Here is a 26,710-nt window from a genome sequence, read left to right on the forward strand (position 1 = left end):
CCCGCCGTTACCGCCGTTACCGCCCGGGCCGAAGGCCTGGCCGAGGCTGCCGGCACCGCCTTGCCCGCCAGCCCCGCCGTCGCCGAGTAGCAGACCGCCGTTACCGCCGGTACCGCCGTTGCCGCCGTTGCCGGTACCAAAGGCCTGCACCAGACCGGAGCCGCCGTCGCCACCCTTGCCGCCCTGGCCGATCAGCCCGGCGTTGCCGCCGTTGCCGCCGAAGCCGCCGTTGCCGTTGAGGCTCGCGAGGGCGTTTCCGCCGTCGCCGCCGCTACCGAACAACAGCCCCCCATCGGCGCCGTCTTGACCAAACCCCCCACTGCCCCCGCTGCCGCCATCGCCGATCAGCAGCCCGGCCCTGCCGGCGTTGCCGCCGAAGCCGTCGACATTGCCGGTTCCGCCGCCGCCGCCGTTGCCCCACAGCAACCCGCCGGACCCCCCGGTGGCGCCGGCGCCGACAGTCCCGACGAGCCCGGTAACCTCGCCGCCGGCCCCGCCGGCTCCGCCGCTGCCCAACAGCCAGGCGCAACCGCCGTGCCCGCCGTTACCGCCGGTGCCCTGGACGATGGATCCGCCGGCCCCGCCGTTGCCGTAAAGCCACCCGCCAGCGCCGCCAGCCCCGCCGTTGGCGGCGGGACCACCGCCAGAGGTGGTGGGCCCGCCGATCCCGCCGTGCCCGCCGTGACCGATCAGCCCGGCGTTCCCGCCGTGTCCGCCGGCCAGCCCCGCCGTTGTCTGGTTGTAGCCGTTGCCGCCGTCGCCGTACAGCAGGCCGCTTGCTCCCCCGTTCGGGTTGGCGGCCGTGGGCCGGATCAGCACACGGCGTCGATCAGATCCGTGGCCACCGCGATGGGGAACTGGACCACCGCCGTGCCGACCTCGTCGATCCCGGTCCGGACCGCGTTCACGATCGTCGCCGGATCGCCGGTGAACAGCGACCAGCCGATGTCGAAAGCGGCAATCTGCGGCGCGGTGATGAGGTTACGCACGTCGACGAACAGCTCGGTCGGCAACGACGCCGGTGCGACGGGTATCCCGTCCCAACTGACCATCGTCCAGCCCCCGGTGGGATTGCCCTCCACCACGACAACGCCGGTGTTGGGCAGTGGATGGGTGAGGATGAGCAGCGGATTCGGGTTGTCGACGCCCATCATCGTCGCGACGCCGATGGTGAATGCGCTCGAGTAGGACACCACGGTGACCTTGCCGTCCGCTGCCGGCACCGGGTTCGCCAGCGCCGTGTCGTACATCGTTTGCACCGCGCCGTTGAAGGTGTGGCCGAAGACCACTCCGTTGAAATCGATCGAGCCCGGGTTCAGCATCGGCACGATGGGGAATCCGAACGTCCATGCCATCGGGCCAACCAGATACAGCAGACCCGCGGGACTGATCTGCGGAAAGTCTTCGAAAATGCCGGCATTGATCTCGTTGAGCCCCGGCAAATCCAGGGGGGTCATCCCGAAGATGGTGGCCAGCGGCGCCGCGGTCTGCTGCGTGCGGACCAATTGCGAGTCGAACAGCCCGGCGAAGGGGCCCTGCGGCGCAAGCACGTTGGCGATGTCTATTGCCTGTTGCTGGCCCACCGCGGTGAGATTGGCTCCCGGTATCGCCGTGTCCATCAAGCCCGCCACGTTGTCCGTGGTCTGCCCGTGCCGCACGAAGTCGATGACGATCGACTGCTCGTTGCCGCTGCTGGGGTGCAGCCAGTTCGCGACGTTGACGGGCTCGCCGATGAACAGCCCGCCGCGACCACTCGGCGCGCCGGGCCCGCCGAGGCCGCCGGTGCCGAACAACAAGGCCTGGCCGCCCGCACCGCCGACCCCGCCGGTACCGCCGATGCCGCCGTTGCCCATCAGCAATCCGCCGGTGCCGCCCATGCCGCCCGGCCCGCCGCCAAAGCCGTCGCCCCCGGGGCCGCCGTTGCCGATGAATCCGGCGTTCCCGCCTCTACCGCCGGCCACAGCTCCGGGACCACCGGTGGGCGTATAGCCGGCCCCGCCGTCGCCGAATAGCACCCCGCCGGCGCCGCCGGTCGGATTTGCCGCCGTGCCGGCAGTTCCGTTGCCGATCAGGTCACGCCCCAACAGCAGGTGGGTTGGCGCATTGATGACCGGGTCGAGCACCTGGCCGAACGGGCTGGTGATCCATGCTTGGCCGGCGGTGCGGATCGGACCGTAGACCCCCGTCTGGAATCCGTCGGAAACAGCTGAGACGAGAGCGCCCGCGACGGTCGCCTCGGCACTCGCATACGATGTCGCCGCCGCGCTCAAGGTGGCCACGAACTGCTCGTGGAACGTCGCTGCCTGCGCCGCCGCCGCCTGATACTCCTGGGCGTGCGCGCCGAACAGCGTCGCAATGGCCGCCGACACCTCGTCGGCGGCCGCTGCCGCGACTGTGGTCGTCGGAATGACCGCCGCCAAATTGCCCGCACTCACTGCCGAACCGATCCGCGCCACATCCGCCGCGGCCGTCGCCACCATGTCCGGCCCCACCAGCACAAACGACATCGCCTACCCCTGGCTATCGCGTACTAGTCATCATGGGGCCCGACGCCGGAAAACACGCGGGTATCGGAAAAATGGAACGGGCCGGGTGCTCGTCGACAGACCACCGGCGCGCAACCCCGGCATCACCTCACGGGCTGATAGCGGATCCTCAGACGACTACGCCGGGGTGATCGCCAGCGCGAGTTGTTGCGGCACAACGTTCATCAGGGCGGGAAGAATGCCACTGACGGGGGGACCGGAGATATCGTCCACAAACGGCGGCAAGAACCACACCAGAGTCCCTGTCATGGCGTGTGGCGGGACAAGAATCCCGTCAAAGGGGATATCAAGCACCACAAGTCCCAGGCCAAGCGGCAGGAACAAGGGTAGGGTCACTTCGCCGTTGAGGAAGCCGTTGGCGACGAACGCAGGAGCATCGATCAGCGCTCCTAACGCTCCCGCGACATCCCCGGTCTGCACCGCGCCGGTAAAGGCCGCCACGGCGGTCCCGAATCCCCCGAGGGTGCTGAGCGGGGGACCTAACGCCGCGAGGGCCGCCGCCGGTGTCACCTTCGCGAGTGCGGTCCCGATATTGACGAGGTTCTGCTGGATCTGCGCGGGAATGGCAGCGATCGGGAATAGGTCTGTCACAACATGATTCAGCGCCGACGGGTCGGACAGCGCGGTACCGAGGTGTTGGGCCGCGTTCTGCAGCGACGTGGCGATCGTCTGACCGTACGCCATCTGGTTGGCAACGATCTGACGCAAGAACGGCGCCGGGTTGGTAACCCAGGTGCTGCCGAGGCTTTGCAGGTTGGCGGATGTATTCGCAATGAGGTCCTGGTACGGGCCGGCAATGCCCGGAGTCGCCTCTGCTGCCAGAGCTGCGGTTGCCCCGGCAGCCGCATCGACCGCACCGCGTCCGGCGGCCATGATCGCACTGACGCCCTGTCCGACCGCCGAGGGGCCGCCGGTGGGGATCAACGGGTGTCCCAGCAAGGTCTGCGCGGGCGCATTAACCGCGCTGATCAACGCCTGCTCGGCGTTGGCGATCTCGGTGCCGAGATATGCTGCCGCGCCGCCATTCAACAAGCTCACCAGCCGCTCATGGAAGGTCGCGGCCCGGGCGCTCAGGGCTTGAAATTCCCGGGCGTACGCGTTGAACAATCCGGAAATCGCCGCTGACACCTCATCGGCGCCGGCAGCCACCACCCCCGTGGTGGGCGCCGCCGCCGCCGCGTTAGCCGAACTGATCGTCGAGCTGATGTCCGCGAGATCTGTTGCGGCCACCGCTATGGTCTCCGGGGCCGTGATCACAAACGACATCTGACACCTCCACTCGCCTGCGGCCAGTGACGCTGGTCTTGCGTTTCTCGAGCGACGTACAGTTTCGTTGGCGCGATACCCATCCCGATAGGGGATTTGTACCTTTGTTGAACAGGCCGTAGTGCTCATGAGTGCGCGGACCGATCGTCGGGCTTCAGCATGCCTGCGGTGCGACCGCCGGTCATCCGGGCGGAGATCGAAAATCGCAGGGCACCAAGGTTTTGACGTCGTTCTACGGGTGGCGGAGAGACGTCCGGTCAGATAGACCGCCGGCCCAACGGCGCGGCGCCAAGGTTCACCACGCTAGAACTTCGTGGGCTCCGGCGCCAGCTCGCCGTAGCGGCGCGCCGTGTCCATCAGCGCGGTGGCGCCGGCGGTCAGGTGGCTGCGACGGCTGACGGCTGCCACGTAAAGGTAAGCCTCCGGAACGATGCGCTGCACCCGCGCGCCGGCGCGCTGCGCCACCCGTGTCCACGACGACGGCATGACAGCCCGGCCTATCCCGTTGAGCACCATCGGCAGCATGGAGGTGCGGTGCGCCACCTCGGCGACGATGGTGGCCGGAATGCCTTCGGCCAGGACATCATCGACGAGCGCACGCATCAACGAGCCACGCTGGGATACGATCAGCCGGCACCCGGCCAAGCCTTCGGGTCGCACCGTCGCGCCTGCCGGCCCGTCATCATCGAGACGCGAAATCAATACCAGCGCTTGACGTTCCAGCGCGACGACGTCGAGATCGGAAGCGCGCGTGGGTTCGGCCGATCCCAACACCCCGATCTCGGTTGCGCCGCTGCGCACGCTGTCCAGAATCTCTTGCGGAGTAAAGCCGGCCTCGACGTTGACGGCGACGTCCGGATGGTCGCCGGCAAAAGCGGCCAAAATCGTTGTCAGCGGTTCCATTCCCGGCGACGGCATGGTGATCAGATCGACCCGACCACCACGCAGTCCCTTCAGCTCCCGCATGACGGCTGATGCCTCGTCGATATCGCGGAGTACCACCCGGGCCGGACCCACCAACGCCTTACCGGCGTCGGAGAGCACCACCCCGCGCCCGACCCGGTGAAACAGCGGCATGCCCAGCTCACGTTCGAAGCCGGCGATGGCCTGCGACAGCGACGGCTGGGCGATCATCAGCTGTTCGGCCGCCCTGCCAAAGCCGCCGTAGTCGACGACCGCCAGGAAGAACTTGAGCTGCCTGACATCCATAGCCATTCCTCTGATCAGCTTCGATAGGCAAAGCCTATACCACCGATTGCAACTTGGTCTTGGACGCGCACCGGCCGGCGTCCCGCTAATGGACTGAGTAACAACCACAGAGTCAGCAACGGAGGCTTCCCATGACAGGGCAGACAGGGCAGGTTTTCAAGATCGCCGCGATTCCCGGCGACGGCGTCGGCAAGGAAGTCGTCGCCGCGGGCCGACGGGTCCTGGACACCCTGGCGGCCCAGTCAGGCCGGTTTACCTTCGAGTGGACCGAATTCCCCTGGGGCTGCGAGCACTACGAGTGGACCGGGCGGATGATGGCCGCCGACGGGCTGGAAACCCTGCAGGCGTTCGACGCCATCTATTTCGGCGCGGTGGGCTGGCCCGACGTGCCCGACCACATCAGCCTGTGGGGACTGCGGCTGAACATCACCCAGAATTTCGACCAGTGGGCCAACGTCCGCCCGGTCAAGTTCCTGCCCGGCGTGGTTTCACCACTACGCAACGCCGACGACCACGACCTGGACTGGGTAGTCGTGCGGGAAAACAGCGAAGGCGAGTACGCGGGACTGGGTGGGCGCAACCTGAGCGGTCGCGGCCCCGGCAACGAGGTGGCCCTGCAAACCGCCTTGTTCACCGACAAGGGCTGCGAACGCATCATCCGGTTCGCGTTCGATCTGGCCCGCACCCGGCGAGTAAAGAAGGTCTCCAGCGTCACCAAGTCCAACGCCCAGCAATACGGAATGGTGTTGTGGGACGAGGTCTTTGCGCGGGTCGCCCAGGACTATCCCGACGTGGCGCACGAGAGCGTGCTGGTGGACGCGATGAGCGCCAAGTTCGTTCTGCACCCCGAAGACCTGTCGGTTGTCGTGGCGTCCAACCTCAACGCTGACATCCTGTCGGATCTGGGCTCGGCGCTGGCCGGCAGCCTGGGCGTGGCCGCCAGCGCCAACCTCAACCCGGAACGGCGCTTCCCCAGCATGTTCGAACCCGTGCACGGTTCGGCACCCGACATCGCCGGGCGCGGGATCAGCAACCCCATCGGCGCGATCGCCAGTGCCGCGCTGATGCTCGACCACTTCGGCCTGCACCACGAGGCTCGCCGCGTCGAATCAGCGATCGAAATCGCCACTAGCCGTGGCGTATTGACCCGCGACATCGGCGGCACCGCCAGCACCGACGAGATGACCGACGCGGTGATCGCCGCGCTGGCACCGGTTCTCAGCGCGGCCTGACCCGCGCCGCCACGGACACGGGAAGTCACGTCATGACGGCACACGGGAAGACACCGTGGTACCGACAGCTGTATTTCTGGGTGCTGGTCGCCATCGTGGCGGGCATCGTGCTGGGCTGGCTGGCGCCGGCCGCCGGTGTGGCGATGGAACCGGTCGGCACCACGTTCGTCGCAGCGATGAAAATGCTGATCGGGCCCATCGTGTTCCTCACCATCGTCGGAGGCATCGCCAGCGTCGCGGACCTTCGCAAGGTCGGCCTGACCGGTGTGAAAGCGCTGGCCTACTTCCAGGCCGGGACGATCGTCGCGATGGTCACCGGGCTGGTGGCGATCAACGTCTTCCGGTTCGGTGACGGCGTCAACGCCGACCCAGGCAAGATTCCCGCCGGCTACCCGGGGCCGAAACCGACCACCGGAGGCAAGCACGGGTGGGAGCTGCTGACACACCTCGTTCCCAGCAGCGTGGTGGGCCCGTTCGTCGACGGTGACGTGCTGCAGATCATCTTTCTCGCCGTGCTTTTCGGGGTGGCGCTCAACGCGGTCGGCCAGGTCGGCGGCCCGGTGCTGGACGCGGTCAACCGACTGACCGCGGTCGTCTTCAAGGTGTTGTCCTACCTCATGAAGCTGGCGCCACTCGGGGCATTCGGGGCAATGGCCGTTGCAACCGGCGGATACGGCGTCCACATGCTGACCAGCCTGGCCGGCCTGATCCTGCTGTTCTACGTCACGTCGGCGTTGTTCGTGGTGGTCGTGCTGGGTTCGGTGATGGCGTATTTGCGGCTCAACATCTTTCACCTGCTGGGCTACCTGCGTGCGGAGCTGTTGCTGGTCCTGGGCACCTCCAGCCCCGAGCCCGCACTGCCCGGATTGATGAGCAAGCTCGAACACGCCGGGGTCAGTGCGGCCACCGTGCGGCTGATCGTGCCGACCGGTTACGCGTTCAACCTCGACGGCGCGGCGATCTATCTCTCCCTGGCCGCGGTCTACATCGCCCAGGCGACCAACACCCGCCTGAGCATCGGTGCGCAAATCGGTTTGCTCGCAGTCATGTTGCTGACGTCCAAGGGCGCGGCCGGCACGGCCGGGGGCGGGTTCATCGCGCTGACCGCGACTCTGAGCACCGTCGGCCACATTCCGGCCTCCGGGATCATGCTGATCTTCGGGATCGACAAATTCATGGCCGAGTGCCGAGCCCTGGTCAACTTCACCGGTAACGCGGTGGCCACCCTGTTCGTGGCCAGGTGGAACCGCGAGCTCGACGTTGATCAGGCTCGAAAAGTGCTTGCCGGCAAGCATATTCGTCCACTGAGCCAAGGCGTTGCTCCCGTCACACCAATACTCGTCGCAAGCGGAATGCACCATGCGGGCACTCGTCGCACCTGACAAGTTCAAGGGCAGCCTGCCGGCCACCGATGTTGCCGACGCCATCGCCGACGGCCTGGCCGCAACCGGCGTGGATGCCGTGACCATGCCGTTGGCAGATGGCGGCGACGGCAGCGTCGCCGCCGCTGTGGCCGCCGGGATGCGGCCACATGCGTGCGCCGTCACCGACGCACTCGGTCGCCCACACATCGCCACCATCGCCGTCGACGCCGGAACAGCCGTCGTGGAAGTGGCCTGTTGGAGACGTGAATTGCCGCGTCCTCATGTAGGTCACGACAGAACCCCTGAAACTCGGCGGCAAGCGCAACAAAGAGAGCGTGATTCAAGTGCTTCGCGTCACACTTGCGCCCGCGCCTGCGTCCCGTGATTTTGCCGTGGATGGAGTCCAGGCTGTCGAGCGCTTCGGCCCGCTCGGTCTGCCATCTCTCCAAGGCGTCGGACATGGGGAAACACTAGAGCGCGAAGCGCTGGGCGGTCGATGCGACAGCCGGAAGGACAAATAGATTTCAAACCGACCCCTAACAGAAAGGCAGCCACAGCCCTATTCGCCGCTCGCGCGGTCGTCGCGGCGGCGTCAACCGGGCGGTGAAGCGGCGAGCAGTTCCTGCAGCGCGGCGGTGAAGTCGTCGGCGAGGGCCGCCAGATCGGGCAGCAGCTTCGGGCAGGAAATGATGCCGAGATCGAGTTTGTCGTTGAGCGACATGACGGTGATGTTGAGCCCACAGCCGTGAAAGATCGGGCCGAGCGGATATATCGCGGTCAGCCTTGCGCCCAGGAAATAGAGGGTGGCCCTAGGGCCGGCCACATTGGAGACGATCAGATTATGCACCGGTGAATGAGTGAGCGGGGTCTTGGCGTAGAGCCACATCGCGGCACCGAACACTGTCGGGTCGGCGAACTGCGCCCAGTCCTGCAACAGCGTGGCTCCGATCGCCGAACTATGGTCCTTGGCGCGCGAGTTCGCTTGCGCGATGGCCTGCAACCGCCTGCCCGGGTCGGCGATGTGGGTCTCCAACGGCGAGAACATGCCCGAGACCTGGTTATGACCGGGCCGAGGAGAGGTCTGCCGCACCGACACCGGCACCATCGCCACCAGCGGCTTGCTGGGCAGTTCGCCGCGGTCGAACAGCCAGCGCCGTAACGCCCCCGCGCACAGCGCCATGACCACGTCGTTGACCTTGACGCCGAACCGGTTCTTGACCTTTTTGATGTCGGATAACTCCAGCTGCGTATACGCGATGTTGCGCTGGGCGGTAACGGCGGCATTGAACGCCGTCGGCGGTGCGGCGAACGGACGTGCCATGCTTTGCCCGCTACGTGCTCGGCGGGCCGTCTCGACGAGCGACGCACCCGTCAGCGACAACACGTTGACCAGCCGCCATGATCGGGCGGCAAAGCCCAGCAGCCCGCTCGCGGCAATCTGTAGCCAATTGGCACCACCGGGGCCGGCCACCGCATCTGGCGGTGGCGCGTCCGGTTCGGTGCTGCACAGCTGCGCCAGCAGGTCGGCGCCCATGACACCGTCCACCGCGGCGTGATGCATTTTGGTCAGCACCGCCACTCGGCCACCGGCGGATGCGGGTGTGCCGGCGAGGCCCTCAATGACCCACATCTCCCATAGCGGGTGGTCGCGGTCCAACGGCACCGCGGCGATTTGTGCGCAGATCTCGGCCACTTCCGCCTGCCCGCCCGGGGCCGGCACGCCGATGCACTGCAGATGGTGGTCGAGATCGAACGCGCGGTCCTCCACCCATACCGGGTGATCCAGATTCAGCCGGCTGTCGGCCAGCTTCTCGCGGAATTGCGGCATCGCCTTGATCCGCATCCCTAACGCGTCGCGCAGCCGGTCGAACGTGTATCCGCCCGGCATTGTCGAAGTGTCCAGTTCCAGCAGAGAACACACATGCAACGGCTGCGTGAAGGTCTCCAGGTACAGAAAGCTGGCGTCCAGCCCGCTTAGTCGTTCCACAATGGTCTCCCTTGATTCGCCGTGGTATCAGCTATCGGACCGAAGTCGGCTACGGATTCCGGACACACAACACCGCGCGGGGGTACCCGTTCTGGCGGTGCTTAAACCTGACGGTCCGAAGATGCTTTGGCGGTTCGGCAGACGGTTGGCACCCCGCCGGTCCAGCCGCATGGCTTCGAGCCGTGGGTCGCCGGCCGTTTCGGCCGGCCCGGCTTCGGCTCGTTGCAACGGGCACCCGACGCAATGCCGGCGGGCGCGCGGCAGCGGCCCGGCTCGTAGGATCGGCCAATGCAGCTTGACGAGTACCTGTCACTGGATGCGACGGCTCTGGCCGAGCTCGTCGAACGCAAACAGGTCACCCCGGCCGAACTTCTCGCCCTGGCGCGCCGGCGCGCCGAGGCGGTCAATCCGCGGTTGAACGCTATCGTTCGTCGCCTCGACGAGGTCGCCGACCGGCAAGCCGCCGACCCGCAGTTGCAGGGCAGATTCGCCGGTGTGCCATTTCTGATCAAGGATCTCGACCAGGAATATCAGGGCTTTCCCACCTCGTCCGGATCCCGGTCGCTGGCCAACGACGTGGCCGACCGGCACGCCCTGATCACGCAGCGGTTCCTGGACGCCGGCCTGGTGATCTTCGGCAAGACCAACACCCCGGAGTTCGGCGCCAAGGGCGTGACCGAGCCCGAGTACTGGGGTCCGGCTCGCAACCCCTGGAACCTGCAGCGCACCCCGGGCGGCTCGTCGGGCGGATCGGGAGCTGCGGTCGCCGCCGGCATCGTGCCGGCAGCCGGGGCGAACGACGGCGGCGGGTCGATCCGCATCCCCGCCGCCTGCAACGGGCTCGTCGGCCTCAAACCCAGCCGGGGCCTGGCGCCGTACGGTCCGCAGACCGGCGAGCCGATGTTCGGCATGGCGGTCCAGGGCGTCGTGTCACGCACCGTGCGCGACAGCGCCGGGCTCTACGACGCGATCGTCGGACCCAATCCCCGTGCCGGCTACCAGGTTCGGCTCCCCGACGCCCCGTTCGCCGAACACATCAAGAACCGTCCGGGCGTCCTTACGATCGGCTACTCGACGTCGTCGGCGATCAACCCCAGCCCCCACCCGGAGGCCGTCGCCGCGGTCGACGGCGCGGCCAAGCTGCTGCAGGACCTCGGTCACCGGGTCGAGGAGGTCAAGCCGCCCTACGACGACGCCGCCCTGGCGCGTGATTTTCTGATCATCTGGTTCGCTCAGCTCTACCGCCACGTCGCCGACATCAAAGCGCGAATCGGCGCCCGCGACAGCGACTTCGAGGCCGACACGCTGGGCATGTGTGAGCTCGCGCGATCCGCCGGTGTGCTGGCGCCGATGCAGGCGCTGGAGAACATCAACAACTACATCCAATCCCTGACGACGTTCCACGAGAGCTACGACTACTTTCTGACGCCGACCCTGGCCACGCCACCCCTGGCGGTCGGCGCCACGGCGACGTCACCCCGCCTGCAGACGGTGGCCCGGGTGCTGAGCAAGCTGCATGCCGGAAAAGTGTTGGCGCTCAGCGGGATTCTGGACCAGCTGATTCAGGAGAGCCTGGGCTGGGTGCCTTACACGCAACTGGCCAATCTGACCGGCCGGCCGGCCATCAGTGTGCCGTTGCACTGGACCGACGACGGGCTGCCCCTGGGGGTGCAGTTCGTCGGACGGCTGGGCGCCGACGGTGACCTGTTGCAGCTGGCCGCCCAACTCGAAGAAGCCCGCCCCTGGGCGCAGCGGCATCCGGCGACCGCGGTGGCAGCGAGTTAGGTTCCCGCTCAAGGCCATTCGTGCACCGGAGCGCCGGCGTGCGCGTTCTCGGCATAACGCCGGGTCATCTCGTGCAGCGCCGTGATGCGCGGCATCCCGCCGTCCTCGAGGCGGCGCACCACCCCGGTTTGCCAGGCCGCCCCGGTCTGCCCGGTCCGCACCCGCGCTTCGACGACACCGAGATAGCGGTCGCGGTCAGCCGCATCGACTCCCCAGGCATCCAACCCGGCAGCGGCGGCCGGTAGCAGCCACTCACCGACGAGCCGCTCGACCGGCTGCTCGCCTCCCTGCCAATGCAGCCGCGCGGCCAGCCCGTCGCGGGCGCCGCGATGCAGGTTCTGCTCGGCCGCCGCGAACGGCAGCTGCCGCGACGGCGCGGCATCGCTGTCGGTGCTGTCGGCGATCGACCGGACCAGCCCGTAATAGAAGGCGGCGTTGGCGACCATGTCGACGGCGGTCGGACCGCTTGGCAGCACCCGGTTTTCGATGCGCAATTGCGGTTGCCCGCCCTGGACGTCGTAGACCGGACGATTCCAGCGCCACACGGTGCCGTTGTGCAGCCGAAGCTCCCGCAGGGTGGGCGCGTCACCGGCCTGCAGGGCGGCATCGGGGTCCTGGGCCTCCAGCATCGGAAACAGCGGCGGAAACAACCGGACGAGGTCGTCGAACAGCTCGACGGGGCCGACGATCCAGCGGTCACCGAGCCGCACCCGCGCCGGTGCGCCGGCGCGTACCTCTTCGCGTCGACGGGTGTCGAGCAGCTGTTCGAGCAGCGTGATGCGGGTCTCCTGCCATGCCTGGCGGCCGAGCAGATACGGCGAGTTGGCCGCCACCGCCACCTGCGCCCCCGCGATTGCCTGGGCGGCGTTGTAGTAAGCGGCGAACCGGTCCGGCGCTACCCGCAGGTGCAGTTGCAGGCTGGTGGTGGCCGCATCGGGTGCCACCGAATCGGTGGTGAACTCCACCGGCTCGCAGCCGTCGACGATGCGCACCAGGAACGGCCGCTGCCGAGCGGCGGACATCCGGCTGGTCAGCAGCTCGTAGCGGGGGTTGTGCGAGATGCGCTCGACGGTGAGCTGCTCGGCGCTCAGTGTCGGCAACATGCCGACCGCGAGCAGCCGGGTGCCCAGCGGCTCGATGCGTGCCCGGCACCCGTCGAGGACCTCGGCGAGGTCGCTTTCGCTGTCGCGCAGCACGCTGCCGTGTAGCCGGCGGGGCGCCAGGTTCAGCTCGACGTTGAACTGGCCGAGCTCATGCTGCATGTCCGCGCGGCCGAGGCGGGCCAGGACCGCGTCGTTGACCAGCCGCGGCCGGCCCAACGGGTCCACCAGATCCAGTTCCACCTCCATACCGATGGAATCCTGGTGGCCGGTGAACCAGCCGTCGTCGACCATGCGGCGCAACGCGGCAACGCATCGCCCCAACCGGTCCCGCACCTCGCGCTCGTGGCCGACGACCAGGCCGGAAGCATCGACGCGGTCGCCCACAGCACACCTCCCTGCGGCACGGCTGGATGCCACCGCAACTACAGCATGCCCTTCCTAGATCGGCACAGCCATCGGCTGGAACACGCCGAGGTGGTAAGAACTGCTCGGGTACTCCTTGGCACCCACCTGCAGTGACAGCGGCGTCTGGACCGGCTCACCGCTGGCCACGCGCGCGGCGATGGAGTCGAGGTCGAACCGCGGGCGCCAGCCCAGGTGGTGCCGGGCCCGAGCGTTGACGTACACGCGGTCCAGGCGGTCCGGAAAGCGCCACCCGCGGCGCTGCCACACCCGCGCGGCCAGCGGTGCCCGCCGGGCGAAAACCGTTGCCGCGTCGGTGCGCAACAGCGCGAGGTCCTCGCGAGTGAACGGCGTGGTGGCCGAGACGACATACCGGCCGAACCCGAGGTGCGGGGCGCGCGCGGCGGCTCGCAGGTGCGCGTCGACGACGTCTTCGAGCGCGACCCGGCGGAACGCATATTCGTTGGCCTTGATGTTGTCGTCGCTGCGGCCGTCGTACTGCTCCGGCATGTCGTCGCCGTCGGCGAAGAAGCGGGACGCGCGCAGCACGACGCAGGGCAGGCCGTGGTTGCGGCGCGCCAATTGGCAGAGGTCCTCCGCGCCGACCTTCGATACGCCGTAGATGTTCTTCGGCACCGACAGCACCGACTCGTCGATCCACGCGGCGGGCCGGCCGGCCGGCGGGACCAGCGCGTCCCCGTACACCGTTGTCGAGGAGGTCATGACGAAGGCCCGCACCTTCGCGGCAACCGCGGCTTCCAGCACGGTGTTCGTGCCGCTGATGTTGGTGTCCAGAAATGCCTGGCCCGCGACGAACGCCAGCTGCGGCTTGTGCAGGGCCGCCGCGTGGTACACCACGTCCACCCCGGCCATCACCTCGCGCACCAAGCCCGAATCTGTCACCGAGCCAACGACATTCGTGTACTCCGAGGGCCGAGAGTCGAGGCCCGCGACATTGGCGCCGCGGGCGCGCAGCGTCCGCACCAGGGCCTCACCGAGGTGCCCGGAGCTGCCGGTGACCAGCGTGCGCACCGCACGGCCGCTGTGCGCGAACAACTGCGCGGTTCGGATAGCGGTGTGAGTTCTCGTGGCGGCTGGGTGAGCTCCGGTTGGAGTGACGAGCATCTATGTCCCCTTACGTGGTACTGGCGGATTCTTGAAGGACCGGCCTCGGCCGCGCATTCCGGCGACCGCCCGATCGATGTCGTCGGGTGAAACCCACGGCCCGGTAGCGTCTTTCGCGATCCGGCGGATCACGCGGGACACCGCGAGGCCGGCCTGTTGCGCCGCTGCCCACAGATGCTCGACGTGCAGCGAATCAAGGCCGTGGAATCCGAAGCAGACCTCCCACGGATCGATGCCGTAGCTTTCGGGTGCGCGTCCCAGCATGTCCGAACGTGCCGCGTCGAAAAGCCGGTCCACATCGATGCCCGCCAGGTTTCCGCGGCGCTGCAGTGCGGCGACCAGGCACTCGGTCTGGCAGTTGCCCGCTCCGCGCCCGACGCCCATCAGCGTCGCGTCCAGGAAATCGGCCCCCGCCTCGAACGCCTGCAGCGTGTTCGCCACCGCCAGACCCAGATTGTTGTGCCCGTGGTAACCGACTCTGACATCCGTCGCGTCGCGGATGGCCTCGACGTAACGTCGCACGTCTTCGGGCAGGAACGTGCCCGTGGTGTCCACCACGTAGACGATTCCGACGCCCAGATCGCGGGCCCGCGTCGCGGCGCCGGCAAGGACCTGAGGCTCGAACAGATGAGACTTGACCAGCTGGACCGAAACCTCCAGACCCCTGGATTGCGCGCGCTCGATGAACGGCGCAAAGCTCTCCAGTTCGGTGGCGATCACGCACATCCGAAGAAAGTCGAGGTAGTCGCCGGCCAGGTCCACCGCCTCGATGGGCGCCAGGGCCGGGACGATCACCGCGCCCAGTTTCGCCTTGCGCACCACGGCCCGACCGGTGCGGAAATACTCTTCGTCGGTCTGAGCCGCCCGCCCCTGCGCGGCCGGAGCGCCGATGGTGACACCGTGCCCGATTTCGATATAGGGAATGCCCGCCTCGTCGAGATCGCCGATGATGGTGCGCAAATCGTCATCGCGGTAACCGAAGTTGACCGCGTAGCTGCCGTCGCGGATGGTCGTATCGAGGATGACCGGTTCACGTGTCATTTTCCGACTCCTATCTCGGGTGTGTTGAGTTCCGGATCGATCGCGATATCGACCACACACGGGCCGGTCGCAACCAGGGCTTTTTCCAGGGCGACGCGCAGATCAGCCGCGTTGTCGACGCGAATCCCCTGCGCGCCAAGGGCATTGGCCATCGCGGCCAAGTCGTTGACGCCGGTCGAGGCCAGCGGCGACGGATCCATGCGCCCGCGGATCACCGCGGTGGTGGCGCTCAACTGCCCGTCGTTCAAGACCACCCAGGTGACCGGGAGTCCCTGCGCGACGGCCGTGGAGACCTCGGTGCCATGCATCAGAAAGGCGCCGTCGCCGGCGATGCAGATGACACGTTCGCCGGGCCGGGCCAGAGCCACGCCGATGGCGCCGGCGACACCGCATCCCATAGGGGCGAAGTCGACGGTGGCGAAGAACGTGCCGGGCCGTCGCACCGGTATCCCGCGAAAGGCCCAAAAGATGCAGGTCCCGGAATCCGTGCAGAGCGTGCTGTTCGACGCCAGCAGCGAGTCCAGCTCCCGCATGACCGCCAGCGGATGGATGGCGTCGCCTCGGGTTTGCGGGACCGGCAACGAAACCCGCGCCGGCACCGTAACCGTTTGCGACGATCGCACCTGCCGGGCGCTCAGCGATTCCACGAAGCCCCGGGCGGTGGCGGTGACGCCGAGCGAGGTGGCGACGAGGCGGCCGAACGCCGCCGGGTCGGGATCGACGTGGATGACCTCGGCTCGCAGCCCGCTCCAGCGCGGCGAAAAAGCGCGGGTGACCAAGCCGTCGAAGGAGACACCGACCGCGATCAGCAGATCGCAGGGTGTGCCGAAAAGATAGTCTTCGGCCCTGCCGTCGCCGAACAACCCGAGCACGCCGAGGGAAAGCGGGTGTGTTTCCGGGACAATCCCGCGTCCGTTGGGGGTCGTCGCGAACGGGAGGCCGGCTTTCGCGGCGAACGCGACGATCTCGGTGTCGATCCTGTCCCTGCGAGCGCCGTTGCCCAGCAACAGCATTGGCGCCACGGAGCGCTGCAGCCTGTCGATCACCGCGTCGGCGATCTCCGTACCACTCGGGGTGAGAATTGCGGCGGCGGCGGGGCCGGTGGCGGTCATCGCGAGCGGGTCGACGGGCAGCACCTCATCCACCAGGTCGCGCGGTACGCCGATGTGCACCGGTCCGCTCGGGATGCTCGCCAGCGCCCGAAAGGCGCGGTCGATCTTGGACCGCGCGTTGGCCACCGATTCGATCGATACCGAACTGCGGCAAAGCCGGCGGAAGACCGCACCCAGGCCGAGCCCGTCCTCGCTGGTGTCCTGCTGCGAATGCATACCGAATTCAGGGACCGAAACCTCGCCGGTAAGAACGAGCATCGGCACATGGTTTACCGACGCGTTGGCCACGGCGGTTACCACGTTGGTGGCCCCGGGTCCGGCCGCGAAGACCGCAGCCGGCCGGCCGGAAGCCCGGGCGTAGCCGTCGGCGAGATAGCCGGCGCCACCCTCGTGCCGGGTCAACACGATCTTGAAGTCGCCGTCGCGGGCAACACGCACCAGCAATGAGTCGAGCCTGGAAGTCGGGAGCCCGCACAGCACAGCTATGCCGGCCTCGCGCATCCGGTTGACCAGGTGGTCGCCGACCGTCGTCACGGCCGGACCTGACGCTTGTCGCATTCGGGTGCGTAGGCCGGACCACAGGCACACAGGAACACCAGCGGGTCGCGACCGAGATTGCGGATCTTCTGGGGCACCCCGGCCGGGATCCAGACGGTGTCGCCGCTGCCCACCGCTCGGGTTTCCGATCCGACGAACACCAGGCCGCTGCCGGACAGGACGAAATAGATCTCGTCGGTGTTTTCCAGGCAGTGCCATACCGTTTCGGAGCCGGCCGCCACCGTGGCGTGCGCCAGGCTGACCGACGCGATGCCCACGTTCAACCGGTCGACCAACAGCCGGACCTCGGAGTGGTCCGCCGCGACAAACGGCTGCGCATGCCTGACGTTGCTGACAAACATGGGCACAGCGTCGGCGCACGTGCTGGTCGAATCCTTGGCAGATCCTTGGAAAGAGATGGCCTTACGCAGCCATTTCAGGAGATACAGTGACACGATGCGCCGCCAGGCGGGTCGGCCACCGCGCGCTCCGACGACCGTAGCCAGCACTCATGCCAGAAGCCAACAGCGTCTGGACGATGATGCCCGGACAGCCGACCGCCCCGCCGCGCCGGATCCCAGGACGGACTGCCGACTGGATTCCAGGCTTTTGCTGATCACCGTGACGTGCATGATGCTTCCGCTGATGGTCACGCTGGACACCACGGTCGTCAATGTGGCGCAGCGGACGTTCATCGAGGAGTTCTCGTCGACCCAGGCCGTGGTGGCCTGGGCATCGACCGGCTATACCTTGGCGCTGGCGGCGGTGATCCCGCTGACCGGCTGGTTGGCCAATCGGCTGGGCACCAAGCGGCTCCTGATGGCCTCGGTGCTGATGTTCACCGCGGGATCATTGCTGTGCGCGCTGGCGTCGAATATCGGACTGCTGGTGGCTTTTCGGGCGGTGCAGGGTTTCGGCGGCGGGATGCTGTTGCCGCTGCAGCTGATCATTCTGGCGCGCGCGGCGGGTCCGGCGCGGTTGGGCCGGGTGATGACGATCAGCATGATCACCGTCTTGTTGGCCCCCATCGTCGGACCCATTCTCGGCGGCTGGCTGATCGACTCGTTCGGCTGGCAGTGGATCTTCCTGATCAATCTCCCGATCGGAGCGGTGACCCTGCTGCTGGCGGGATTTACGCTGCCCCAAGATGATTCGCTGCCCGCGGAGTCGCTGGACGTGGTCGGCATGGCGCTGCTGTCACCGGGTCTGGTGCTGCTGCTCTATGGGGTGTCACAGCTGCCCGGGCGCGGCACCTTCGCCGACCCGTATGTCTGGGCACCGGCCACCATCGGTGTGCTGCTGATCGGCGCTTTCGCCCACCACGCGCTGCGCCGGAGCGACTGTGCGCTGATCGATCTGCGGCTGCTCAAGAATCGGTCAGTCGCGGCCGCCAACGCGACCCGGTTCCTGTTCGCCATCACCTTTTTCGGCAGCTGCCTACTGTTTCCGGCGTACTTCCAGCAGGTGCTCGGCAAGAGCCCGATGCAGTCGGGGCTGCTGCTCATCCCGCAGACCGTGGCCGCTGCCACGGTGATGCCGATCGTCGGACGGCTGATGGAAACCCGGGGACCGCGCAACGTGGTGTTGGTCGGCATAGCGGTGACCGTCGTCGGCATGGGCATGTTTGTTTACGCCATCCGCCACCAGGGCATCGACCTCACCGTGCTGCTGGGGGGGCTCGGCCTTTTCGGCCTGGGCACCGCCTGTTTGATGGTTCCGGTGACCTGGGCGGCCGTGCACACGCTCAATTCCAGCGAAGTAGCTCATGGCTCGACGCTGTTCAACGTCAACCACAACGTCGCCGCGTCCGTCGGCACGGCCTTGATGTCGGTAATGCTCACCAGCAGCTTCAACGGCAGCGCCGCCATTGCCGCGGCCAGACAAGCCGATTCGATCCGGGAACGGGCGGCCCCGCGAGGCTTTTCCGCCGACCTGTCCGGGCTGCCGTCACAGGTGCGCGCCCCCGACTTCGCCGAACACCTCGCCGACGACCTGGCGCTCTCCTACACCGGGGTGTTCGGGGTCGCCATGGTCTTGACCGCGATGATCGCTATTCCGGCGTCGTTTCTGCCGAAACGGGCCGCACCCCGGGTTCAGTTGATCGAGGCGGATTCGTAGCATCCGCCGGCGGTATTCGGGTCAGTTGCCTTCGGTAGCCGGGCTCGCATCCTTGGCGCCCATCTTCAGGATTGCCGCGGCCAACGGGTAGTCGGCGCCTTCGCGTTGCTCGATATAGCGGCGAATCCGCTCGTTGCCGAACAGCGCGACACCGGCCTGCTCCATATATTGGCGCATCTCGTCGATGTCGAGCAGGATCAGCTCGTCCTCGCCGCGCCATCCGAACGCGATCTGCAGCACCCGCGGCGACAGATCGAAGTACTCGCCGACCGCGGTGAGCTCGGCAAAGTCGGGGAAGTCGGCGGCCTCCTTGCGTCGGGAGTAGGTGGCTTTGGGCAGTTTGAGCGCGGAACCGATTTCGCTGTCCGGAACGTCGCGGTTGAGCAGCCACTCCAGCACGCGGCCAAGGTCCTTACCCGCTCGGTTAAGTCTTGGCATCCCACCAACGTAGTGCCGGTTCCGAGAGCCGTCAATCCTGACACGCTCGTGGAACCTGACCGGATAGGCACGCGCCAATAATATTTTTTCGGGAAGGTATTCCATTTTTGGAACGAATGACGTAACGTACCTACCGTGAGGCGCTGAGACGGCACGGAGGCCCGTCACACGAAACGAGATCCTCACCGGACCAGATTGGGGTTAACGACATGGCACACAGCGCAGCCACCACGAACCACGCCTTGCCGTCACAACGGCGCCGCACCGCCGGGCGGCTCTCTCGTCTGCTCGTCGTCGCCGCCGCCGGAGCAGCCCTGCTGGCCTCCGCGCCCGCTTTTGCCGACGTCGCCGAAACCGGCCCGTCCTACCAGCTGGGCTACACCAAGGCGGTCCAGGATGGCGGTTTCACGGTCAGCAGAATGCGCGCCATGGGCTTTCCGGACGAAGCGATCGTCATCTCGAGCCAGGCGCACAAAGTCTGCGCCAGGGAACTGGCCTCGGTGCAGGCCGTCGCTGGGGTCAATGACGCCGACTTCCTGCGTGGTTGTGCCAGCGGAGTGCAAAGCCTGGTCGATGCCGGAATGGCCTCCTGACGCCTGCGCCGCCCGCTGCGGATCTCGGCACCGGTAACCCGGCCCCGCCTGGCTAGGAGGAAATTCCGACAATCGATCCGCACAACCCTTACGACGCCGACGTGGCCACACCAGAGGATCTCGACGGCGTCCTGGCAAATCTGAAAACACGCGTCGCGGCGGTAGAATCTCCTCACCCGGGCGCTCGAGCGCTGACCGTCGTCCGCGCACCGACGCGTGGCCGGGACGCAACCGGGTCACCCGTTGTCGACCCGACGGGCCAGGAAGTCCAGGACAGCGCCGGCGAAGATGTCGTTGCGGTCTCCGGCCACCATGTGCCCCGCACCACGCACGTCGGTGAACTCCACCTGCGGAAAGCGGGACAGAAATTCGTCAGCGCGTTCCTGACTGACCAGGTCGCTCATCTGACCGCGAATGAGCAGCATGGGCACGCCGCCGTCCAGGATCGCCTCGACGGCGGCGTACAGGCGGTCGGCCTCGGTGACCTCGATCGGGGGAAACGCCGCGGCGCCGCTGATGAACTGCGGGTCCCAGTGCCAGTACCAGCGATCGCCGCGGCGGCGGAGGTTGCTGGTCAGACCCTCCAGATCGGACGGTCGTGGGCGATGCGGGTTGTACTCGGCGATCATGTCAGCGACTTCGTCGAGTGAACCGAACCCCGATTCCACCCGGTTGGCCATGAACGCGTGCACCCGATTCGCCCCGGACGGGTCCATGTTCGGCACGATGTCCACCAGCACCACCGCGCTGGCGATGCCCCGCGCCAGTTCGCCGGCCAGCAGCATCGCGGTGAACCCGCCCAGCGACGCGCCCACCAGCACCGGGCGTGGCGGCAGGCCGCGCAGTAGCTCCCGGACATCGCCGGCGAAGCTCACCACGCGATAGTCTCCTTCGCTGGACCAGTCCGATTCGCCATGGCCCCGCAAGTCGACGGTGACGGCTTGCCAACCCCGTTCGGCTACGGCGGCAGCCGCCCGACCCCAGGAGCGACGGGTCTGCCCGCCGCCGTGCAGGAACACCACGGCGCGCGCCCGCGGATCACCCAATCGGTCGGCGACGATGCGGACACCACCCGGCCCCTGGATCGAGAACGATTCCGGTGCAGTCGTCATCAGCTGATGTTAAGACGCTCTGACGTAGCCCCGGCTGGCTAATCTAAGCCCCGGGACTCGGCTCGGTCAGCCGGTCCCCGACATTGAAGGGTGCGCGATGGCATTCGAAAAGCCGACACCGGTGACCCAGCTGACGCTGGAACTCCGACTCGCCACGATGATGACGGGCGGAGTCAGTCTCGCGGTCTGGATAGCCGGCGTCGCGCGCGAGCTCAACCTGCTTGCGCAAGCCTCGCAATGGCGCAGGGCGGGCGGGACCTTCCCGACGAACAGCCGGCTCACCACCGAGTCGACGGCATCCCTGCGGCATTATGCCCAACTCATCGACCTGCTCGACATGATCGTCGACGTCGACATCCTTTCCGGGACAAGCGGGGGCGGCATCAACGCGGCTTTGCTTGCGTCGTCGCGCATCTCGGGCGCCGACCTCGGTGGGCTCCGTGACCTGTGGCTCGATCTCGGGTCCCTGACCGACCTGTTGCGAGACCCGCGAGACGAGTTCACGCCGTCCCTGCTGTACGGCGACGAGAAGCTGTTCGCCACGCTGGCGACGCAGCTGCCCAGACTCGAGACCGGCCCGTTCCCGCCTGCGGAGTTTCCCGGCGGTCTCCGGATCCCGTCCACCACCCTGTACGTCACGACAACCCTGCTGTCCGGGGAGGCGAGCAGTTTCACCGACTCGTTCGGCACTCGCGTCCAATACGTCAACCGGCGTGGCCTGTTCACCTTCACCGAGGCAGACCTGACGAACAAGGGCATCGCCCCGGCTCTGGCGCTGGCTGCGCGCAGCTCGGCCTCGTTTCCCCTCGCGTTCGAACCCTCCTTCGTGCCGTTCATGAAGGGGACCCCGGCACAGGGCGCTGTCCCTGCCCGACCACCGATGGCGCCGTACGCCAATATCACCCGTCCGCACTGGGTCGCCGACGGCAGCCTGCTCGACAACCGGCCCATTGACGTGTTGCTCAAACGCATCTGCGACCGCCCCGCCCGGCGTCCGGTACGCCGGGTGCTGCTGTTCGTCGTGCCGTCGTCCGGACCCCCACCGAACCTGATGCAACAAGCGGCAGCCGACAGCGCCGACGAGCGGCTCGGGCTGCTGGCCAGTCTGCTGAGGGATCTGGGGGCGATCACCACTCAGTCCATCGCCACCGACCTGCGAGCGATTCGCGGCCATCAGGACCGCACCGCGGCGCGGATCGACGCGAAGTTGCGCCTGGCCGAGCTGGCCGCGACGCTGCCGCACGGCTCTCGGCTACTGACACCGCCGCTGCTGGCCGACTACCAGTCACGTGAGGCACAAAAACATGCGCGCGAGCTGACCGATGCGCTGTTCCGCCAGCTCGGCAGCTGGCTACCGGCGTCGAGCACCGCAACCGAACGGGTTCCCAAGAACTGGGAACCCGAACTGGCGGCAGTCGACACCGAGAAGGCGTGCCGCCAACACATCACCGCGGCGCTGCTGAGATGTTGGTCGCACCCGCCACACCAGCCGCTGCCCGACAGCACCGCCGACCTCGCCCGGTATGGCCAGCCGGCATACGAGCTTGCCAAAGGCAGCGCGCTCGCCGTCGCCCAGGCGGCATACCACCTGGCGCAGTCGGACGCCGATATCGCCGAATTGGCAGCGCTCACCGCCGCTATCCATGCCGCCGGCCCGTCGCCCACCGCAGTCGACCTGGGTGATCTTGTTCGCGCGGTATGCGAGAACACGTCCATCCGCGAAGGGTCGCTCAAGGATGCCGCCGCCTTGATCGCCGACGGCTATCTCCAACAGTTAGCGGTGCAACACGACGCCTGGGACCGGCTCGGCGACGCGTTGGTCACCGGCTATGACACGCTAAAGCGGTTGTGCGCCAACGCCGCAGCTGCCGTCGGCACCGATCGAGGCGGGTTGCTGTCACATGATCGCGTCGGTCCCAGTGCGCTCGATACCTACCTGGACTACCTGGGGGCCGGGGACGACCCGACGGCGATCGCGACGAAATTGTTCGATCTGGCCGCGACACAGCGGGCCATGCTGCCGGCAGACTCGGGCATCGAGCAGCCGGTGGAGCTCGTGCAGGTGAGTGCCGATACCCGCAGTCTGCTCGCGCCCGACTGCCGCAGTGCCCAGCAAAAGCTCACCGGTATGCAATTCCATCAGTTCGGCGCCTTCTACAAGCGGTCCTGGCGAGTCAACGACTGGATGTGGGGACGGCTCGACGGAGCCGGCTGGCTCGTCCATGTCCTGCTGAACCCACGACGCGTGCACTGGATTGCACAGACCCGGGTCGGCACGCCCGGACCAGAGAGCCGGGCGCAGTGGTTTCTGCGCCAACTCAAAGCCCTTGGCGCACCTGAATTTCCGCGTTCGGGTTACCGGCTGCCGACCTTTAGTGGCGGCCCCGAGCAGCTACTCACCGAAACCATGGTGCTCGACGAGCTGGCATTTCTGGACGACCCGACGATGCCGTTGCCGACGAGCATTCCGCTGACGGCGCTGTGGCTGGCGCAGGCGTGGCACCGGCGAATCCTCGACGAGGAGTTGGACACACTGGCCAACACGGTGATCGACCCGCAGCCGGGACAGCGGCCGGATTGGAGCCCGACAACGTCGCGCAGCTGGGCCAAGAAAGTGTTGGCCGCAACCCCGGGGGACGCCAAATACGCTCTCTTGAACGAGAACCCGGTCGCGGGCGAAACGTTTGCCAGCGACAAGCGATCACCACTGATGGCGCAAACCCTCGCGAAGGCGGTCGCGACCGCATCCGCAGCGGCGGGCTCAATTCGGTTGCTGCCCAGTGCTTTCAAACCATCTGTGGTAACCCTGCGAACGTTGGCGCTCGGTGGGTACCGGGTGGTGTCGTTGACCAAAGGCATTGCCCGGACCACGATCATGGTCGGCGTGATGCTGCTGATCCTGGGTGTTGCCACCGCGATTCAATCGGCAACAGTGCTCGGCGTCACCGGCCTGATCATGGCCGGAACCGGTAGTTATCTGATCGTCCTGGGAACATGGCAGTTCTCCAGCAGGTCGCTCTTTGCGCTGCTATCGGTCACGCTGGCCGGCTCGGTGCTTTCGCTGGCAACGCCCGTCGTACGCAGCTGGCTGTTCGGCGACGCGGACCATCCCGGTCTGCTCGGCGCCAACATCTACTGGCTCGGCGAACAGTGGTGGCGGCCGCTGATCGCCGTGGGCGCGGTCGCGCTGGGCATCACGGTCATCGCGGCCGCCAAGCCCGGACGCCGTGACAGCACGTCATAGCGCACGGATCCCGTTGTAGAGCACCATCACTCCGATCAAGACCAACACCACCGCGAGCATTGCGGCGTGGTTCTTCGCCATCCAATCCTTGAGCCGGGTCAGCGGCTCGTCGAGGCGATCACCGGCACTCAGGTAACCCACTATCGGGAAGGCGACCGTACTACCGGCGAGGGCGACGAAGATCGCGGCGCATATCCACTTACCGGCAACGCCGAGCGCACTGGTGCCGATAGCCAATCCGCCGGCCAGGCAAATGATCAGCACCTCGGGTCGCAGCACCACCAGCACCGCCGCGGTGATGCCGGCACGCCGCGGAGTAATCGTCGAGAACGACCGCATCCAGCGCGGCGATTCGGCGTGTCCATGGCGGGTCAGCCAGCGGTAGCCGCCGAACAGGATCAGCGCCGAACCAAGGACCACCCGCAACCAGGACGCCCAGGCCGGCTGGGTCCGGTGCAGGCCGCCGAGCAGGCCGGACCCCGCGATGAAGATCGCGGTCACCGCCGCCAGCCCCAACAGCCAGCCGCCCAGGAATGCCAGGCCCGTCGGCCGCGGCCGCGGCGCGTGTAGAACCAGGACCGCCGGGATGACCGTCAACGGCGAAACCGCGATCACGAGCGCGAGCGGAACCAGACTAGCCAGCACCGCACCCCAATTTGCTGTCACGGCCTGCAATCTTCGCATCGACCGGCCACCCCGACGTGCCCCGGGGTTCGATCTCCAAAAGATTCGCGTTGACGAGCGATCATCCGGTCTATGATCCGGCGTTGTGAGGGACGCGTATCCCGAACATGGGCCCGCGTCGCCGCCACGGTATCTCGTAGCGATCCTGATGTTCGTCGTGCCGATGAGCCAGATACCGCTGGACCTCTACACCCCGGCGCTGCCACAGATGGCTGTCGATCTGCGCGCGTCGTCGACGGCGATGCAACATACCGTGGCGGCCTACCTCCTTGGGATGAGTTTGGCGTTCGTCCCCGTCGGAATCGTCGCGGACGCCCGGGGCCGCAAACCGGTCCTGCTGACCTGCCTGGGCATCGTTGTCGCCACCAGCGTGCTGTGCGCGGTAGCCGGCAGCGTGCCGGTGCTTCTCGCGGCGCGCTTCGTCGAGGGCGCGGCCGCGTCCGCCTGCATGGTGGTGCCCTACGCCATTGCCGCTGATTGCTTCCGCGGCCGGCGATTGACGTCGGTGTCGGGACTGCTCGGGGTCGCATGGGGGCTGGCGCCGGTGCTGGCGCCCGCGGCCGGCGGGGTAATGGTCCAGTTTCTCGACTGGCGGCTGGTGTTCGCCTCGATCGCGGCATTGGCCGCGCTCGCCGCGGTGGTCGTGGTGCTGCTGTTGCCTGAAACGCTTGCGCGGCAGAAGCGTTCACCGATCCACCCGAGGGCGATCACCCGGGTGCTGGCCGACGCGCTGCGGCATCGGGTGTTCACCAGTTTCGTGCTGGTTTTCGGCCTGATGGCCTCGGCGCAGCTTGCCTTCGGGGTGGCCGGACCCTTCCTCTACCAGGAGAACCTGGGGTTCTCGCCGGCGGCATACGGTTTGATGGCACTGATCGTCGGGGTGGCCAACCTGTGCGGCGAACTGGCCTGCGGCATTCTGGCGGTTCGCCTCTCGGCGCGCCGGCTGGCCATGGGCGCGCTGACGGTCTTTGGCATCGGCACCTCGATACTGGTCGGATCGGGACTGCTGATCGGAAACGACGCGTGGGCGCTCACCATCGGCTCCTGTCTGGCATTGTCCGGGTGCGGAGTGCTCTGCCCGCAGATGTACGGCCTGGCGATGGGCCTGTTCGCCCGCAATCTCGGATTGATCGGCGGTCTGGTGAGCGGCATCGGTTATCTCGTGGTCAGCGCCGCCACGGCTGCTGTGGGCGCGTTCCATGAACGGACCCAGACACCGCTGGGGCTGTTGTTCGCGGCATGTGGCGCAACAGCATTCGTGTTGCTCGCCTGGGCCATGGCCAGGTACGGACAAATCCGGCAACCGGCACATTGACGACGGCCAGTGACCGGGCATCCGTCCGGGGCCGCCGGACCGGCCGGCGCGGTCAGGACTGCGGGTTCTCAAACCCGAACTGCCGGCCGGCTTCGACGAGGTGATCGCCCGGGGGTTGGCCAAGGACCCCGACCAGCGCTACCCCCGCCCGGGAACTCGCCGCCGCGGCTCGCCAGGTGCTCGACGACGCAGCCGAGCTCGGCCCGGGCGACGCCGCCCGGACCCCGAACGGCGACGCCCCCACCCCGGCGGAACCGCAGCGGCCCGACGCCACACCGGACAACAGCGACCCGGCCGAGAGGCCAGCCCGATCGGAGACGGCCACGCCACCGCCCTCGCAGGCCGCACCGGCATGGCACCGACGCAGGCCCTGGCAACTCGGCGGTGCGGCCGCTGCCCTGGTCATCGCCGTCGTCGGGGTCGGCGCGATCGCGGGAACCCGACGGCTCATACCGTCTCGCAGGCTGCGGGACCGTCCGAGCCGCTCCGGCCGGCAC

22 protein-coding genes are annotated in these 26,710 nt (G+C 67.5%); 8 read left to right on the forward strand and 14 right to left on the reverse strand.

All coding sequences use genetic code 11. The annotated features are described in order from the left end of the window. The 4 genes from EET03_RS32535 to EET03_RS24110 form a co-directional block, all read right to left on the reverse strand. The coding region (locus EET03_RS32535) for a PGRS repeat-containing protein (protein ID WP_341868769.1) at nucleotides 1-819 on the reverse strand (819 nt) is incomplete at its 3' end. Continuing rightward, complete coding sequence (locus EET03_RS24100; RefSeq protein WP_099193775.1) at nucleotides 813-2,507, reverse strand: PE domain-containing protein; 1,695 nt, start codon at nucleotides 2,505-2,507, stop codon at nucleotides 813-815. The genes EET03_RS24100 and EET03_RS32535, both read right to left, overlap by 7 nt. 156 nt (nucleotides 2,508-2,663) lie before the next feature. Further along, nucleotides 2,664-3,812 carry a PE family protein gene (locus EET03_RS24105; protein WP_075543741.1) on the reverse strand — a complete coding sequence of 383 codons (1,149 nt, stop codon included), beginning with the start codon at nucleotides 3,810-3,812 and terminating at the stop codon, nucleotides 2,664-2,666. Nucleotides 3,813-4,115: 303 nt separating this feature from the next. Next, nucleotides 4,116-5,021, reverse strand: a complete 906-nt coding sequence (locus EET03_RS24110) for a LysR family transcriptional regulator (RefSeq protein ID WP_075543742.1) — start codon at nucleotides 5,019-5,021, stop codon at nucleotides 4,116-4,118. A gap of 131 nt (nucleotides 5,022-5,152) precedes the next feature. Between EET03_RS24110 and EET03_RS24115 the strand changes: the two genes are divergently transcribed. The 3 genes from EET03_RS24115 to EET03_RS24125 are packed head-to-tail and all read left to right on the forward strand — an operon-like array spanning nucleotide 5,153 to nucleotide 8,002. Continuing rightward, a complete protein-coding gene (locus EET03_RS24115; RefSeq protein ID WP_075543743.1) occupies nucleotides 5,153-6,253 on the forward strand; it encodes a tartrate dehydrogenase in 1,101 nt (366 codons plus the stop codon). 32 nt (nucleotides 6,254-6,285) lie between these two features. Further along, on the forward strand, nucleotides 6,286-7,635 hold the full coding sequence (locus EET03_RS24120) for a cation:dicarboxylate symporter family transporter (protein WP_082274751.1): 1,350 nt from the start codon (nucleotides 6,286-6,288) through the stop codon (nucleotides 7,633-7,635). After that, a complete protein-coding gene (locus EET03_RS24125) occupies nucleotides 7,613-8,002 on the forward strand; it encodes a glycerate kinase (RefSeq protein ID WP_075543744.1) in 390 nt (129 codons plus the stop codon). Before EET03_RS24120 ends, EET03_RS24125 begins: the two co-directional genes overlap by 23 nt. Before the next feature lie 207 nt (nucleotides 8,003-8,209). On the opposite strand, the gene EET03_RS24130 is transcribed toward EET03_RS24125, so the two are convergent. Continuing rightward, entirely contained in the window at nucleotides 8,210-9,604 is a 1,395-nt protein-coding gene (locus tag EET03_RS24130) for a WS/DGAT/MGAT family O-acyltransferase (RefSeq protein WP_075543745.1), read from the reverse strand. 288 nt (nucleotides 9,605-9,892) lie between these two features. Here EET03_RS24130 and EET03_RS24135 point away from each other — a divergent pair, with 288 nt between their 5' ends. Next, the gene (locus tag EET03_RS24135; protein WP_099193776.1) at nucleotides 9,893-11,389 is read left to right on the forward strand and encodes an amidase; all 1,497 of its coding nucleotides are present in this window, start codon (nucleotides 9,893-9,895) and stop codon (nucleotides 11,387-11,389) included. 8 nt (nucleotides 11,390-11,397) lie between these two features. On the opposite strand, the gene EET03_RS24140 is transcribed toward EET03_RS24135, so the two are convergent. From EET03_RS24140 to EET03_RS24160, 5 genes are all read right to left on the reverse strand, one after another. After that, a complete protein-coding gene (locus tag EET03_RS24140; RefSeq protein ID WP_075543747.1) occupies nucleotides 11,398-12,876 on the reverse strand; it encodes a glutamate-cysteine ligase family protein in 1,479 nt (492 codons plus the stop codon). Nucleotides 12,877-12,930: 54 nt separating this feature from the next. Beyond that, nucleotides 12,931-13,926 carry an NAD-dependent epimerase/dehydratase family protein gene (locus tag EET03_RS24145; protein WP_244232513.1) on the reverse strand — a complete coding sequence of 332 codons (996 nt, stop codon included), beginning with the start codon at nucleotides 13,924-13,926 and terminating at the stop codon, nucleotides 12,931-12,933. A gap of 93 nt (nucleotides 13,927-14,019) precedes the next feature. Further along, a complete protein-coding gene (locus EET03_RS24150) occupies nucleotides 14,020-15,060 on the reverse strand; it encodes a 4-hyroxy-2-oxovalerate aldolase (protein ID WP_075543748.1) in 1,041 nt (346 codons plus the stop codon). Further along, complete coding sequence (locus EET03_RS24155; protein WP_244232509.1) at nucleotides 15,057-16,706, reverse strand: thiamine pyrophosphate-binding protein; 1,650 nt, start codon at nucleotides 16,704-16,706, stop codon at nucleotides 15,057-15,059. The genes EET03_RS24150 and EET03_RS24155 overlap by 4 nt, the downstream gene beginning before the upstream one ends. After that, on the reverse strand, nucleotides 16,703-17,071 hold the full coding sequence (locus EET03_RS24160) for a cupin domain-containing protein (protein WP_082274756.1): 369 nt from the start codon (nucleotides 17,069-17,071) through the stop codon (nucleotides 16,703-16,705). The genes EET03_RS24155 and EET03_RS24160 overlap by 4 nt, the downstream gene beginning before the upstream one ends. A 94-nt stretch (nucleotides 17,072-17,165) precedes the next feature. Between EET03_RS24160 and EET03_RS24165 the strand changes: the two genes are divergently transcribed. Further along, nucleotides 17,166-18,827, forward strand: a complete 1,662-nt coding sequence (locus tag EET03_RS24165; protein WP_075543750.1) for a DHA2 family efflux MFS transporter permease subunit — start codon at nucleotides 17,166-17,168, stop codon at nucleotides 18,825-18,827. 21 nt (nucleotides 18,828-18,848) lie between these two features. On the opposite strand, the gene EET03_RS24170 is transcribed toward EET03_RS24165, so the two are convergent. Further along, on the reverse strand, nucleotides 18,849-19,265 hold the full coding sequence (locus EET03_RS24170) for a hypothetical protein (RefSeq protein WP_244232511.1): 417 nt from the start codon (nucleotides 19,263-19,265) through the stop codon (nucleotides 18,849-18,851). A gap of 209 nt (nucleotides 19,266-19,474) precedes the next feature. On the opposite strand from EET03_RS24170, the gene EET03_RS24175 reads away from it, so the two are divergent. Continuing rightward, nucleotides 19,475-19,858 (forward strand): hypothetical protein, encoded by a 384-nt coding sequence (locus EET03_RS24175; RefSeq protein ID WP_075543751.1) that lies wholly within the window; start codon nucleotides 19,475-19,477, stop codon nucleotides 19,856-19,858. Between the two features lie 236 nt (nucleotides 19,859-20,094). On the opposite strand, the gene EET03_RS24180 is transcribed toward EET03_RS24175, so the two are convergent. Further along, a complete protein-coding gene (locus EET03_RS24180; RefSeq protein ID WP_208649130.1) occupies nucleotides 20,095-20,970 on the reverse strand; it encodes an alpha/beta fold hydrolase in 876 nt (291 codons plus the stop codon). Between the two features lie 97 nt (nucleotides 20,971-21,067). Here EET03_RS24180 and EET03_RS24185 point away from each other — a divergent pair, with 97 nt between their 5' ends. After that, nucleotides 21,068-24,214, forward strand: coding sequence for a patatin-like protein (locus EET03_RS24185; RefSeq protein WP_122508838.1), 3,147 nt, complete (start codon nucleotides 21,068-21,070; stop codon nucleotides 24,212-24,214). Here the strand turns inward: EET03_RS24185 and EET03_RS24190 are convergent. Beyond that, nucleotides 24,209-24,898 (reverse strand): GAP family protein, encoded by a 690-nt coding sequence (locus EET03_RS24190; protein ID WP_075543752.1) that lies wholly within the window; start codon nucleotides 24,896-24,898, stop codon nucleotides 24,209-24,211. The genes EET03_RS24185 and EET03_RS24190 overlap by 6 nt on opposite strands. Before the next feature lie 85 nt (nucleotides 24,899-24,983). Between EET03_RS24190 and EET03_RS24195 the strand changes: the two genes are divergently transcribed. Then, nucleotides 24,984-26,213, forward strand: a complete 1,230-nt coding sequence (locus tag EET03_RS24195) for a multidrug effflux MFS transporter (protein WP_244232512.1) — start codon at nucleotides 24,984-24,986, stop codon at nucleotides 26,211-26,213. Nucleotides 26,214-26,265: 52 nt separating this feature from the next. Here the strand turns inward: EET03_RS24195 and EET03_RS24200 are convergent, their stop codons facing one another. After that, complete coding sequence (locus EET03_RS24200; RefSeq protein WP_167470694.1) at nucleotides 26,266-26,664, reverse strand: hypothetical protein; 399 nt, start codon at nucleotides 26,662-26,664, stop codon at nucleotides 26,266-26,268. Between the last annotated feature and the right edge of the window lie 46 nt (nucleotides 26,665-26,710).

This window comes from Mycobacterium innocens (assembly GCF_900566055.1).
Lineage (GTDB): Bacteria > Actinomycetota > Actinomycetes > Mycobacteriales > Mycobacteriaceae > Mycobacterium > Mycobacterium innocens.

Bases quoted from the DNA above. Each gene is read 5' to 3' on its own strand.
- EET03_RS24175 (WP_075543751.1), top strand. From the start codon at position 19,475: ATGGCACACAGCGCAGCCACCACGAACCACGCCTTGCCGTCACAACGG.
- EET03_RS24105 (WP_075543741.1), bottom strand. From the start codon at position 3,812: ATGTCGTTTGTGATCACGGCCCCGGAGACCATAGCGGTGGCCGCAACA.
- EET03_RS24110 (WP_075543742.1), bottom strand. From the start codon at position 5,021: ATGGATGTCAGGCAGCTCAAGTTCTTCCTGGCGGTCGTCGACTACGGC.
- EET03_RS24115 (WP_075543743.1), top strand. From the start codon at position 5,153: ATGACAGGGCAGACAGGGCAGGTTTTCAAGATCGCCGCGATTCCCGGC.
- EET03_RS24160 (WP_082274756.1), bottom strand. From the start codon at position 17,071: ATGTTTGTCAGCAACGTCAGGCATGCGCAGCCGTTTGTCGCGGCGGAC.
- EET03_RS24185 (WP_122508838.1), top strand. From the start codon at position 21,068: ATGGCATTCGAAAAGCCGACACCGGTGACCCAGCTGACGCTGGAACTC.
- EET03_RS24100 (WP_099193775.1), bottom strand. From the start codon at position 2,507: ATGTCGTTTGTGCTGGTGGGGCCGGACATGGTGGCGACGGCCGCGGCG.
- EET03_RS24200 (WP_167470694.1), bottom strand. From the start codon at position 26,664: ATGAGCCGTCGGGTTCCCGCGATCGCGCCGACCCCGACGACGGCGATG.
- EET03_RS24165 (WP_075543750.1), top strand. From the start codon at position 17,166: ATGCGCCGCCAGGCGGGTCGGCCACCGCGCGCTCCGACGACCGTAGCC.
- EET03_RS24190 (WP_075543752.1), bottom strand. From the start codon at position 24,898: ATGCGAAGATTGCAGGCCGTGACAGCAAATTGGGGTGCGGTGCTGGCT.
- EET03_RS24135 (WP_099193776.1), top strand. From the start codon at position 9,893: ATGCAGCTTGACGAGTACCTGTCACTGGATGCGACGGCTCTGGCCGAG.
- EET03_RS24150 (WP_075543748.1), bottom strand. From the start codon at position 15,060: ATGACACGTGAACCGGTCATCCTCGATACGACCATCCGCGACGGCAGC.
- EET03_RS24180 (WP_208649130.1), bottom strand. From the start codon at position 20,970: ATGACGACTGCACCGGAATCGTTCTCGATCCAGGGGCCGGGTGGTGTC.
- EET03_RS24170 (WP_244232511.1), bottom strand. From the start codon at position 19,265: ATGCCAAGACTTAACCGAGCGGGTAAGGACCTTGGCCGCGTGCTGGAG.
- EET03_RS24120 (WP_082274751.1), top strand. From the start codon at position 6,286: ATGACGGCACACGGGAAGACACCGTGGTACCGACAGCTGTATTTCTGG.
- EET03_RS24125 (WP_075543744.1), top strand. From the start codon at position 7,613: ATGCGGGCACTCGTCGCACCTGACAAGTTCAAGGGCAGCCTGCCGGCC.